We start from the raw sequence: 12,413 nt of genomic DNA on the forward strand, positions 1-12,413 counted from the left end.
CGGGTTGAGCGCTTCCACAGGGCCGCGACCAGCGTGGCCAGTCCAAAGGTGATCATCACCCCCCAGAGGCCCGGACCGTATTGGCCGAACCGGTCGACCGACCAGCCGAACACCGGTGGGCCCACACCCAGGCCGGCGAGGAATCCGAGGAGCACCACTCCGGAGGCCCCTCCGGAGCGCTCGTGACCGGCGAAGACCATCACGGCCAGCATCCCGACCGCATTCCAGGCGGTGGCGCTTGCCCCCAGTCCCAAAGCGCCGATCCAGAGAAACCAGGCTCCCGCGCTTCGGGATGCCAGGAGCGCACCAACGAACAGAACCGACAAGGCGGATATCTGAGTGAGAGAAGAGATGTAGCTCGATTTCCGCTCGCTGTGGCGAGCCCAGGCGATTCGGGAGAAGAAGGCAACCAGCCCGGCGATGCCGGCAACGGACCCGGCAACCGAGACCGACAATCCGATCGCTTCCTCACCGAACAGAGGTATGTAGGTGTTGACAGCTCCACCGGCCAGGCCCATCAGGAACCCGTAGGCGGATAGCCAGAGAACCGGTTCCGACCAGGAGATCCTGGTAGATACCGTCGACTGGTCCACCCGGCGAGGATCTGCCGGGACGATCATGCCGACGGCTCCCAGGGCGAGAAGTGACATGCCTCCGGCAATGGCAAGTGTCGCTCTCCATCCCCAGGCGAGGGCACCGGCGGGGAGGAGAATCCCTGCCAGGAATACGCCGGCCTGGACTCCCGATTGCTTCAAACCGGTGACGGCGCCGCGGCCGCCGACCGGAATGTGCACCGCAACCAGCTTGTTCGTCGCGGGGTTTCCCGCTGCTTGCCCTATCCCGGTCAGGATTCCGGTGGCGACCAAGAGGGCATAGGAAGAAGCAACCGAAACTGCCAGCATTCCCAGTCCGCTCAGGAAGAAGAGTCCGGCGAGAGATCTCCGACCACCGATCCGGTCGGTCATGCTTCCAATCGGGGGCGACGCCACGGCGCCGACCACTGAGAACGCAGCCACGACCAGGCCGAACTGGGCCCTGGTCAGGCCGAGGTCATCGATGATGAACCGGGCGAGAACGGCGAAAGCCGGGCCGGCGAACGTTGCCGCTGCCATTGCGGCTGCCAGGAGGACGGTGAACTGGGCGCGTTTTACGTCGACGGGGCCGGACATGAAAGGACCTTACAAGCGGCGACGGCAACGACGCTGCGCTATGGTGCCCTTCTTCGGGGAGGAGGACCATGCAAGCGCCGGATTTCGCTTTGATCGACCAGTCGGGAGCGGAGTGGGTGCTTTCCAGACACCTCGACACCGCCCGGCTCCTGGTATTCCTCCGCGGTGATTGGTGACCCTATTGCAACGGGCAGCTGGTCAGCTTGTCCAACCGATACGGGGAAGTCATGCAAGCCGGTGGCCGCATCGCGGTGATATCCGTTGATTCACCGGGCCAGAACGCGGCCATGATCGACAAACTGCAGTTGCCGTTCCCGCTGCTCAGCGACCCGGATCGTACCGGGGCGATCGAACCGTTCGGCGTTTCGGACTCGAATGATCCTCGTGAGCTTGCTCGACCGTCGCTGTTCGTGGTGACACCGGAGTCCGAGGTCGCCTTCAGAGAGACCAGTCGTGATTTCGCCGATCGCGCTTCCGAGGATGCGGCAATCGCCGCCCTGGCAGGACTCGGTCTGCCTGCCACCGTCGCCGAAGACGTCGAACTGGGTCCGATCGAGCCCGGCCCGCGCGCGATGCCGTTGCATGCGATGGAGCCCTACTTCCGGGGAGCCAGGTTTGCCGTCACCGCGATGAAGATGCGTCACGCCGACGTTGCGGAAGACGCCGCCGTATACATCGCCCAGATGGACCGGTACATCGAACTCGTGAAGGAACTGAGGAGCAAGACGTAGAGGGAACCGCAGCCCGTGCTCCGGGTGCCGGGTCCTGTTGGGTTGCTGACCCGCCGGCGTCGAGTTCTTCTCCTCAGAACCTGGGCCTGGGACTCAGAACCCTCGGCCGCCTCGCTAGCCTCCGGCCGGATGCGCGACCTCGTCCCGATCTTCATCGACACTCTGGTCCCGGTGTTCCTAATTGTCGGAACCGGCTACTTCCTGGGTCCGCGCCTGGAAATCGACGCACGGTCTCTCGCCCGGGCCGCGTACTACGTATTGGCTCCTGCTTTCATCTTCGAAATCCTCTCATCCGCCGACCTGCAGGCCGACGTGGTTCTGCGGATGGTCGGTACGCTCACGATCACCACGCTGGTCGGCGGCGTCGTGGCCCTGGCCGTCGGCAGAGCTCTCGGCCGGCCGGCCAAGGTGACTGCCGCTCTGGTCCTCGTCGCCGTCTACGGCAATGTGGGCAACTTCGGCCTTCCGGTCGTCACGTTCGCGTTCGGGGAGGAGGCACTTCCTCTCGCCGGCATTGCATTCCTCACCATCAATGCTCTTGCTTTCTTCATCGGTGTCACGGCCGCGACCTGGCACCGGCTGAGTCCGCTACAGGCCATGGCCAAAGGCCTCCGCACTCCGGCTCTCCTGGTGGCGTTGCCTGCGGTGCTGGTGAATGCGGGCGACGTGAACCTGCCGCTGTTCGCCGACCGGTCGATCGGTCTGCTGGCCGACGCAATGATCCCGGTGATGCTCATGACGCTTGGAATTCAGCTGGCCGGCATGGGCCGGCCCCAGATCGACCGTGATGTGATGCTGGCGTCGGGCTTCCGGCTGCTACTGGCGCCGGCCGTTACCGCGCTGCTCGTGGCGGTGTTCGGACTGGACGGGGTGGATGCCGGCGTCACGATCATCCAATCTGCGATGCCGGCGGCGGTCTTCTGCTCCATCATCGCGATCGAGCACGATCTGGTTCCGGATCTCGTCACCACCACGGTGCTGTTCACGACCCTGGCCAGCGCCGCCACCCTTACGGTCGCGTTGCTGGTCATCTGACCGGCCCGGCAAAGCCGGTGGCCTCCCGGCAATCCGGATCTGAGGCCGGGTGAGCGAGTCGGGCGAACCCCTTCTAGGATGCGGACATGACCTTTGCGATCTCATCCTCACTGTCCGATCTGCTGCGCACGGCACGGGAGTTCATCGACCACGAGGTAATCCCACTGGAGCCTGCTTTCCTGACCGGAACTCCCGACGAGCTGATGCCGGGGTTGGCGAAGGCACGGGCCAAGGCCAAAGCGATGGGAATGTGGGCTCCGGCGATCCCTGCAGAGGTGGGCGGAGCCGGGATGTCGCTCGTCGAGTTCGCCCACCTGAGCGAGGAGCTGGGCCGCACCCCGCTGGGTCATTTCTCCTGCAACGCGCAGGCTCCGGACGTAGGCAACATGGAACTCCTGCTGGGGTACGGAAACGACGAGCAGAAGGAGCGATGGCTGAAGCCACTCGTGGCCGGCGACATCCGCAGCGCGTTCTCGATGACCGAACCGGGCCACGCCGGATCGAACCCGACCTGGATGTCGACTTCGGCGGTTCGTGACGGCGACGAGTATGTGATAAACGGCGACAAGTGGTTCTCGAGCAGTGCCGACGGTGCCGCCTTCACGGTCCTTATGGCGGTCACGAATCCGGACGCCCCGCGCTACGGACGGGCGAGCATGATCATCGTTCCAACCGATACGCCTGGATTCAAGCTCGTGCGGAACACGCCGGTGATGGGCGACGTGGGAAGCGGCTGGTCGAGCCACGCCGAAGTGTCGTTCAACGACTGCCGGGTGCCGGTAACCAACAGGATCGCCGGAGAGGGCGAGGGGTTCGTTCTGGCACAGGCACGTCTCGGTCCCGGCCGTATTCATCATACGATGCGCTGGATAGGCATCTGCGAGCGGTCGATCGAGTTGATGGCACGTCACGCGATCGAGCGAGAGATTGCACCGGGCCGCCCGCTGGCGACACGTCAGGTGGTGCAGCATTGGATCGCCGACAGCAGGGCAGAAACCAATGCAGCCAGGTTCATGGTGCTCGATGCAGCCCACAAGCTCGAGACGGTCGGGAACAAAGCGGCCAGAGCCGAGATCTCTGCCATCAAGTTCTTCGTTGCCAACACGCTTCAGCGTGTCGTCGATCGGGCCATTCAGGTGCACGGCGGTTTGGGGATGACGGACTACACGCCGCTGGCATCCTGGTACCGGCACGAGCGAGCGGGGCGGATCTACGACGGGGCGGACGAAGTCCATCGCAACGTTGTCGCCCGCACCGAACTGGCCAAGTACGGAGAGGTCGATCTGCGGGGCTGAGATTCGACGGCTGCCGGTCTGCAACCGCTCCGGTAATCCGCCATCGCTGCGGTCGGTTCCCTAGAGTCTCTTCTATTCGATTGGGAGACGAGAGGGAGTAGACAGTGCATACAGGCAGGTTGTTCGCCTTGACCGGCGTGATCATCGGGATCGTCGGTCTGTTCTTGAAAGCGCTTCGCACGGACGGCGAGGGTCTATTGCCGGACCTCAATGCCGCAGATCCGGGGTTCCCCGAGAGTATCCCGACTATCTGGGGCGGTCTCGACACGTGGGCACAGATCGCGCTCGTGGTCATCATCGTTGCGGTTGTCGGTCTGGCGTTGTACGGCGCACGCGCCTCTGCCATGGACAGGAACTCCTCGATGACGGTGGCGGTGCTCGGCACAGCGTTGCTCGTCTACGCGGTCGTGAAGATGCTGGACGCCGGCGATGAGGCAGAGACCCTGCAAGGTGGATTCGCCCAGGCCGCCGCCGGCGGCATGATCCCCGAGGCCTACACGGTGGGGACCGGGATAGGGTTCCTGATTCTGATCGTCGGCACCGTGCTCGTCGTTGCCGGAGGTTTGAGCGGGTTGCGCAACACCGAGTAGCCGAGAAGCTTCCGCGCAGTGCCGTGACTCACCTTCGTTCACGGTACTGCGCGGAAACCAGCTCAGCCGATTTCGACGTTCTCCCGAGCGAGAGCCTCAACCATGCGGGTTCCGTCGCCGGGGGCCAGATCGACCGCAGCAGTGTGATCCAATGAGATGCGGGTTCGGAAACCGGCCGCCGCGGCGTCGCGAGCGGTCGCCCCGACGCAGTAGTCCAGTGCCAGGCCGACGACCAGCACGGAAGTGGCTCCATGCTGGTGCAGCAATCCGGCCATCTCGGTAGGGGACTCCCGACCGCTCGACGGGTCGCGGACCGTGAAGCCCGAGTACCCGTCTTCACCGTTGGAGCCCTTCTTCACGACCGGTCCCGCCACTATCAGCCGCGGGTGCAGCTCCGCTCCCCAGGAGTCCTCGACGCAGTGAACAGGCCAGATGCCTCCGTCCTTCTCGAAGTGGGGGGTGGATCCGGGATGCCAGTCTTGCGTGTAGACCACGAATGCCCCCGCCGACGTTGCCCTGATGATCTCCCGATTGACGGGTCCGACGAGTCCGCCGCCGCTCTCAACGTACAGGCTCCCGGCCGGATCGGCGAAGTCGTTCTGCATGTCTACGACTATCAACACAGAGTGAGGATCGTAGGCGGGCATGTTTGAAGTCTACGTCCGCCGATTACAGTGCGCATGGTGCTGACCACCGGAATCCTCTTCACAGACCACTACCAGCTGACCATGGCCCAGCTCTACTTCCGGAACGGTCTGGGCGAACGTCCGGCGCGCTTCGAGCACTCGTTCCGTTCCTATCCCGACTATGGAACCCACCAGGCCGGGTACTCGATAGCAGCAGGCCTGGCTCCGTTCGTCGACTGGATGCAGCAATCCAGGTTCGATGCGCCGGTTGCCGACGCCCTTCGATCTCTGCGCTCCGGGAGCGGGGGAGCCATCTTCGAAGACGACTTCCTCGAATGGATGCAGGAGATAGGCGGTTTCGGCGATGTCTCTCTGTGGGCTGTTCCCGAGGGTCGGGTTGTGCATCGCAACACTCCCATAGCCATCGTGGAAGCGCCCCTCGTGATAGCCCAACTCCTCGAGTCGTCGCTGCTCAACCATCTCAACTATGCGACCTTGATTGCCACCAAAGCATCCCGTGTGGTCGAAGCCGCGCACGGTGGATCGGTTCTCGAGTTCGGGCTTCGCCGCGCCCATGGATTCGGGGGAATCGGAGCGTCGCGCTCGGCGCTGATCGGCGGCGCCGAGTTCTCATCGAATGTCGGGATATCTCACGAGCTCGGTATTCCCTCGAAGGGAACTCACGGCCATTCGATGGTGCAGGTATTCATGGCGATCGCCGGAGGAGAGCTCGAAGCGTTCCGTGCCTACGGGGAGGCCTATCCCGACGATTGTCTGTTGCTGGTGGACACGATAAACACGCTGGAGTCCGGCGTTCCGAACGCGATCCGCGTCTTCGAGGAGCTGAAGTCCAGAGGTCACCGTCCGGTGGGCATCCGCCTCGACTCGGGCGATCTTGCGCATCTGGCTGTTCGGTCGGCTGCCCTGTTGAATGCAGCCGGGTTCGCCGACACGTCGATCGTTCTTTCGAGCCAGCTCGACGAGTTGACCATCTGGCAGATTCGTAACCAGGTCGTCGAGGAGGCTCCCAACTACGGCCTGGATGTCGATCAGATGCTCGCCCGGCTCGTCTACGGTGTTGGCTCCCGCATGGCAACCTCCGACGGGGATCCCAGTTTCGACGGCGTGTACAAGGCAGTTGCGGTCAAGGACGGTGCCGGTTCCTGGCAACCGGCGATCAAGATCTCGGATTCGCCGGACAAGCTGGCTTTGCCGGGAGTGAAGTCTCTGTGGAGGGTCTACGACGAGCGCGGCATCGCCACAGCCGATGTCATCGCCCTCGTTGGTGAGGACCTCACCCGGAGGCCTCTGGAGATCCTTCACCCCGCTCGGCCCGGTGTTGGGCGATCGTTGGAGGCTGCGCAGATTTCGGCCGTGGAAGCGTTGCTAGAGCCGATCGTCACGGAGGGAGAGGTCGTGGCCGGTCTGGGCGACATCTCGGAAGCTCGGAGCCGGCGCGCCGCGGATCTCGCCCGCCTGGACACCGGCGTTCGCAGGCTGGTCAACCCGCACACCTATCACGTATCCGTAACGAGGCCGCTTCTCGAACTGAAGCAAACGCTCGTCCAGGCTCATCGGACCGGATAGCTTTCGGGATCCGCCGAGCCGGGCCGCAACAAGAGGCAGATTCTGCCGCTTGTGCGCCCCCTCAGCAGACCAATCCGCCTCTCTCGGTGAGAGATTCCCCTTTGACCCCTAGCCAATACCACTCTCCGTGGCTAGTCTGATAATAACTCAACCGAAGGGGCTGGTCTTGGCGGGCACGGTCGCACTCAAAAGGGAACGGCATCGCAGGGCGCGTCTTCGGACGCTCGCCATCATCCTCGGCTTGATCGCCGCCTGGATGTGGTCGCGGATCTTCAAGGGTGATACCCCGTGGCCGCATATGCCGGAGCTCGGGCCCGACGCCATGTTCTGGCTGCCGGGGGTCCTCATCATCCTGCTGCTCGGCGTAGTGCTCGTTGCCCCGATGTTGGCCAACGCCCGGTCGCCGCACATCACCTTCCGACCCGAAGAGATCGAGGTTTCGTTCGCAGACGTCCACGGAGCGGACCGGCTCAAGGAAGAGGTGCGGCACACTCTCGAGGTGCTCCTCGATTACAAGCGGTTCCGCGACGAGATGGGTGGAAGCCCGCGTCGGGGTGTTCTGTTCGAAGGCCCTCCCGGAACCGGAAAGACCCATATGGCAAAGGCGATGGCCGCCGAGGCGGAGGTGCCGTTCCTGTTTGTTTCGGCCACCGCCTTTCAGAGCATGTGGTACGGAATGACTGCCCGCAAGATCCGGAAGTTCTTCAAGGACCTTCGCAAGGCTGCCAGAGCGGAGGGCGGCGCGATCGGGTTCATCGAGGAGATCGATGCCATCGGGCTCAGTCGTTCCGGAGTGAGTTCTCCGGCAGGGGGGGCGGCACGGATGACCGTCAACCGTTCCGGAGTCAGCCAAGAGACCGGCGGAACCGTGAACGAGCTGCTGATTCAGATGCAGAGCTTCGACTCACCGCCCTTTGCCTCCAAGGTCAAGGGAGTTTTCAAAGATTTCCTCAATCGGTATCTGGCCCCCGGGAATCAGCTGAAGAAGGACGCTCCCGAGTACACCAACATCCTCCTCATCGCCGCCACCAACCGCGCCGCGGCGCTCGACCCGGCCCTGCTGCGGCCCGGCCGTTTCGACCGTGTTCTCCACTTCGATCTCCCGGGTCGCAGTGCCCGTTTGGCGTTGATCGAGTACTTCCTGTCCAAGAAGGCCCACGACGGGGATCTCGCCGACGAGAGCGCCAGAGACGACCTCGCCGCCGCCACCCTGGGGTACACGCCGGCGTCACTCGAGCGACTCTTCGATGAGGCTCTGCTGCTCGCGTTGAGGGACGGTCGCTCGGCGCTCACGATCGCCGACCTCTGGCAGGCGCGGATGGAGATCGAGATCGGCCTGCCCGAACCGCTCGACCTTCCGGAGAGCGACCGCCGCACGATCGCCACCCATGAGGCGGGGCATGCGACCGCCGCCTACCTGGTCGGAAAGGGGCGCAAGCTCGAGATGCTGTCGATCATCAAGCGCAAAGAAGCCCTCGGGTTTCTCGCTCATCGACTCCTCGAGGAGCGCCATACACAGCAACGAAGCGAGATGCTTGCGTCGATTCAGATTTCACTCGCCGGCATGGTCGCCGAGGAGTTGTTCTTCGATGAGTCCGGAAGCGGTCCGGCCGGTGACCTGGCGGCGGCAACGACGATCGCCGTCGAGATGGTCGGATCAATGGGCCTCGGGGGATCACTCATCTCCTTCAGAGCCCTCGACGGCGGTCCGCTGTCTGGCAATCTGGCGGCTGCGGTCCTCGCCGACGATCAGGCCCGGAGGGCGGTCGACGAGTTACTGGCTGCTCAGAAGCAGGAGGTAACAGCGCTTCTCTCGGGCAACCGCCACATCGTCGAGGCATTGCGTGATCAACTGCTTCTGCGCAACGAACTGGTGGACGACGAGATAATCGATGTGATCGAAGGTGCCCTCGCCGTTGATGGAGGGAAGATCCGAACGATCATCGACCTGCGCGACGAGGACCTGGTCATTCACCGTCATCCGGACGATCCCGGGTTCGTCTGAGACAGAGAACGTACTCTCGCTCATGTTCGACTTCATAACCGGCTATGTGATGGGATCGCGACAGGCAGGCAAGGCGGCCGGTGCGGCTGCCTCGGCCGGAACGTTCGCGTCCGCCGATACGTCCAGGATCCACGACGTCAACGACCGCCTCGACCGCCTCGTGATCGTGACAGAAGCGATGTGGTCGTTGCTCGCGGAGTCCGGATACACCCGGGAGCAACTGGAGGAGCGAATCCTCGCCATGGATTCAGCCGACGGTGTCGCCGACGGGCGCGTATACCGTCAGAAGCTCCGCTGCCCGAACTGCGATTCGGTTGTCCTGGAGGGAATCGGGCGATGTCAGATCTGCGGGACCGAAGTTGGTGGGGAGAGTCCGTTCGCGGGGATCTGAGCACAGGATTCCGGCCGGACCTGAGGACCGATCCAACCTGTGGAACAATGGGGATATGAAGGAACCCTCGCCGCTCGGGGCGGGTGCGGATCATTGGAACACGGTTCACGAGGCCCGGCCGCCCGAGATGCTCACCTGGTATCAGCCGAACCCCCAGAACTCGCTGGACCTCATCGGTCTGGCCGGGTTGTCGGCGTCGCAGCGGATCGTCGATGTCGGCGGGGGGTCGTCGCTGCTGTGCGACCGGTTGATCGAGATCGGGTACCGGGACGTGACCGTAATCGACGTCTCGGCGGCCGCGATAGCTCATGTCCGGTCTCGCATCGGCCCGGTGGCGGGTCCACCGACGCTCGTAGAGGGCGATATCGGGGGCTACCGGAGCGAGAGGAACTTCGATTTGTGGCACGATCGCGCCGTGTTCCACTTTCTGACGGATGCGGAGGAGCGTCGGGTGTATCTCGATTCTCTCGCGGCGAACCTCACGGAGCGGGGTCATGTCGTACTCGCAACCTTCGGACTCCGGGGGCCGGACACGTGCAGCGGACTCCCGGTGCGAAAATACGGGCCGGACGACCTGGAGGATGCGCTGGGTGACCAGTTCGAGCCGCTCGCGTTCCGGGAGGAAGCCCACACCACACCGACCGGCGGGACCCAGCACTTTCTCTACGGTTTGTTCAGGCGAAGCGGCTAGATCGCGGGCCGGCGCGGCCCGTGTGGTGGAGCAACAACGCCGATGCCCCATCGCCCCCGGCCGGGTGGCAGACGGTCCGGCTCCACTTCACTCGCCTGCGATTGAGATGATCTCCTGGGCGGTGGTGACGAAGATGCCGTTGGTGGTGACTATTGGACCTCCAAAGATCGGTTCGCCGACCTCGAACCGCCAGAGGGCCTCGCCGGTTGCTGCATCGACTGCGTGGACGGTGCCTCCCTGGGTGCCCACATAGACGACGCCCTCGGCGACGGTGGGAGCGGTGGTAATGCGGTCGCCGGCGTCGAAGGGCAGGTCCCAGACGGTGTCTGCCAGGGTCTCCAGGTCCCAGGCGAGAAGGTAGGAGTTCTCGACCGAGTAGACGACCGAGTCGGCATAGGCGGGGGAGAGGGGCAGGTCGACCTGGTCGAGAATCAAGCGCGGCGCTGCGTTGCACCGGTCGGTGGGCATGACGAGAATCGAACCGTCGGAGGGAATCAGCACCTGATCCTCGGCGATCAGAGGATGGCTCGACGGGCGGGCGCCCATCGCGATAGGCGCGCAGACCGCCGTTCCGGTCTCGAGATCGATCTCGTGGAGCCGCCCTGCCTCGTCCGGAGCGTAGATGATTCCGTTGGAGATGGCGGGAGTGTGCGCAAAGGCAGACGAGTAGGTGTTTGGAACCGGGTACCGCCACACCACTTCGGAGTCGATGGAAACGGCAATCACCGAACCTCCCTCCGTTGCGATGATGACCTTGTCATCCGCGATCAACGGCGCCGCAGAGACATCGACGCCGAGCTGCATCTGCCAGTGGCTCGAGCTTCCTCCGCCGAGGGCATTCCTCGAGTAGACAGTCCCGTCCTCGCTCACGGCGATGAGGCGGGTGGCCGTTTCCGAGTTGCCCTCCGGGCCCGTGCTGTAGGTGAACTGGCCTACCGCGGGAGCGCTCTGCATTCGTCCGTTCGTTTGCATGCTGAAGCTGATGACTCCGCTTGTTTGGTCGACGGCGTACACGACGTCGTGGGTGGCGCTCACGACATATAGGAAGCGGCCGTAGGCAATGGGGTCGGCTCCGAAGAAGCCGCCCGGCTGGACCGGCTTCCAGTAGCTGCCGAGGAGCTGTCGAAAGCCCCCATCGGTCTCACCCGTGAGCGCCAGATTGCCCCGGAAATCGTGTCGGCCGAAGACACCGAGATCGGGGGGATCGACGATGGGCAGAGAGGAGGGAACGACCGTGGACGGGGTGTCGGGCGATGGCGGGACTGTGGCCGGCGTCGTGGGTTCCGGGTCTTCGGAGTAGAGGAGATACCAGGCAAGTGCGTTGGTACCGAGGAGGATGATGATGGCGGCGGACGCCAGGAGAGGCCAGAGTGGAACCGGCGGCTTGAAGCCCGGCGGCGAACTGCGCCGCCGGTTGACCGTGGGCGGACTCACCATTTGGCTCTTCCCGACGGCGGGCGCGCTGATTGCAACAAAGACCCCCTGAGTTGCCTCAACATTACGCCACCCGGAAGGCCGAGTGATGATCATTCCCGCGCCGGAAACCACCCTCCTGGCGGCGAGCCCGACCCGAAAACGAACTGGATGCCCGGTCAGCCGGCCAGCCAGGAGTCGTGGATCTCGACTGTTTGTACTGCTCCCGGTACGTTCATCCACGAGTCGTGAATCTCGGCTGGTTCCGTGTCGATAAACACCATCGCCACCAGCACTGCCGCGGTAATAGCGAGAACGGCCATCAAGAGAATGGCCAGACTCCGCAGCGGAGAGGGTACTTGGGTTGGTGGGATCGTTTCCCGAACCGGTGCCGACGTCTCGGCAGGAGCATGATGCAGGAGCGTCATGACGCCCTCCTTCCGACCTGTTCCGAAGGCGGAGAGAACACTTGGCCGAGCTCCATCTGGCAACTTCCGCGTGCGGAACGGGCCTAGATCCAGCATCGCGCCGCTGCGATGAGAGGGCAATCGTTTTCACGCCATCGGGCAAGGATCAACGCGACCACCCCCGGTGCGCTCGATCCGGGGGTGGCGGGGGAGTCGGCTCAGAGTGGGCCTATGAGCAAGTCGCGCCGGGCGGGCCGCAGGTGGATCTGCCGCCGCAACGTTGCTCGGGACATGCGGTGGGGGTGTTCGCCCTGCATTTCCAGCGTTGTCTCCGAGACATAGAACTGTTCCTGGAGCGCCCTCATCTGGGTGGTGGTCAGGGGATACATCAGAGTCTCCGTGGTTCGTAGCTTCACTCATGCAACGTACGGCCGACCCGGAGTTTGCGCATCGGGCGTGGCTCCCCATCTTGT

General features: G+C 64.0%; 12 protein-coding genes and 1 pseudogene. 8 read left to right on the forward strand and 5 right to left on the reverse strand.

The features are described from left to right. On the reverse strand, positions 1 to 1,169 hold a 1,169-nt coding region (locus tag VLT15_08350; GenBank protein ID HSR45225.1), incomplete at its 3' end, for an MFS transporter. A 188-nt stretch (positions 1,170 to 1,357) separates the two neighbouring features. Between VLT15_08350 and VLT15_08355 the strand changes: the two are divergent. From VLT15_08355 to VLT15_08370, 4 genes and pseudogenes are all read left to right on the forward strand, one after another. After that, positions 1,358 to 1,900, forward strand: a pseudogene (locus VLT15_08355) (redoxin domain-containing protein). A gap of 129 nt (positions 1,901 to 2,029) precedes the next feature. Further along, entirely contained in the window at positions 2,030 to 2,935 is a 906-nt protein-coding gene (locus VLT15_08360; GenBank protein ID HSR45226.1) for an AEC family transporter, read from the forward strand. An 86-nt stretch (positions 2,936 to 3,021) separates the two neighbouring features. After that, the gene (locus VLT15_08365; GenBank protein ID HSR45227.1) at positions 3,022 to 4,230 is read left to right on the forward strand and encodes an acyl-CoA dehydrogenase family protein; all 1,209 of its coding nucleotides are present in this window, start codon (positions 3,022 to 3,024) and stop codon (positions 4,228 to 4,230) included. A gap of 104 nt (positions 4,231 to 4,334) precedes the next feature. Beyond that, complete coding sequence (locus tag VLT15_08370) at positions 4,335 to 4,820, forward strand: hypothetical protein (protein HSR45228.1); 486 nt, start codon at positions 4,335 to 4,337, stop codon at positions 4,818 to 4,820. A 62-nt stretch (positions 4,821 to 4,882) separates the two neighbouring features. Here the strand turns inward: VLT15_08370 and VLT15_08375 are convergent, their stop codons facing one another. Further along, positions 4,883 to 5,467 carry an isochorismatase family protein gene (locus VLT15_08375; protein ID HSR45229.1) on the reverse strand — a complete coding sequence of 195 codons (585 nt, stop codon included), beginning with the start codon at positions 5,465 to 5,467 and terminating at the stop codon, positions 4,883 to 4,885. Positions 5,468 to 5,503: 36 nt separating this feature from the next. Between VLT15_08375 and VLT15_08380 the strand changes: the two genes are divergently transcribed. The 4 genes from VLT15_08380 to VLT15_08395 all read left to right on the forward strand — a co-directional run bounded on the left by VLT15_08380 (position 5,504) and on the right by VLT15_08395 (position 10,120). Continuing rightward, positions 5,504 to 7,033: a nicotinate phosphoribosyltransferase gene (locus VLT15_08380; GenBank protein HSR45230.1), complete on the forward strand. Its 1,530-nt coding sequence runs from the start codon at positions 5,504 to 5,506 to the stop codon at positions 7,031 to 7,033. Between the two features lie 166 nt (positions 7,034 to 7,199). After that, positions 7,200 to 9,038 (forward strand): AAA family ATPase, encoded by a 1,839-nt coding sequence (locus VLT15_08385; GenBank protein ID HSR45231.1) that lies wholly within the window; start codon positions 7,200 to 7,202, stop codon positions 9,036 to 9,038. Between the two features lie 22 nt (positions 9,039 to 9,060). Continuing rightward, entirely contained in the window at positions 9,061 to 9,429 is a 369-nt protein-coding gene (locus tag VLT15_08390; GenBank protein ID HSR45232.1) for a hypothetical protein, read from the forward strand. A gap of 55 nt (positions 9,430 to 9,484) precedes the next feature. Further along, positions 9,485 to 10,120 (forward strand): class I SAM-dependent methyltransferase, encoded by a 636-nt coding sequence (locus VLT15_08395; GenBank protein ID HSR45233.1) that lies wholly within the window; start codon positions 9,485 to 9,487, stop codon positions 10,118 to 10,120. 87 nt (positions 10,121 to 10,207) lie between these two features. On the opposite strand, the gene VLT15_08400 is transcribed toward VLT15_08395, so the two are convergent. The 3 genes from VLT15_08400 to VLT15_08410 form a co-directional block, all read right to left on the reverse strand. Continuing rightward, a complete protein-coding gene (locus VLT15_08400; protein HSR45234.1) occupies positions 10,208 to 11,554 on the reverse strand; it encodes a PQQ-binding-like beta-propeller repeat protein in 1,347 nt (448 codons plus the stop codon). Between the two features lie 158 nt (positions 11,555 to 11,712). Beyond that, positions 11,713 to 11,961 (reverse strand): hypothetical protein, encoded by a 249-nt coding sequence (locus VLT15_08405; GenBank protein HSR45235.1) that lies wholly within the window; start codon positions 11,959 to 11,961, stop codon positions 11,713 to 11,715. A 197-nt stretch (positions 11,962 to 12,158) separates the two neighbouring features. Continuing rightward, positions 12,159 to 12,356 (reverse strand): hypothetical protein, encoded by a 198-nt coding sequence (locus tag VLT15_08410; GenBank protein HSR45236.1) that lies wholly within the window; start codon positions 12,354 to 12,356, stop codon positions 12,159 to 12,161. Positions 12,357 to 12,413: the final 57 nt, after the last annotated feature.

Source organism: Acidimicrobiia bacterium, assembly GCA_035471805.1.
Classification (GTDB): Bacteria; Actinomycetota; Acidimicrobiia; order Spongiisociales; family JAHEDJ01; genus JAHEDJ01.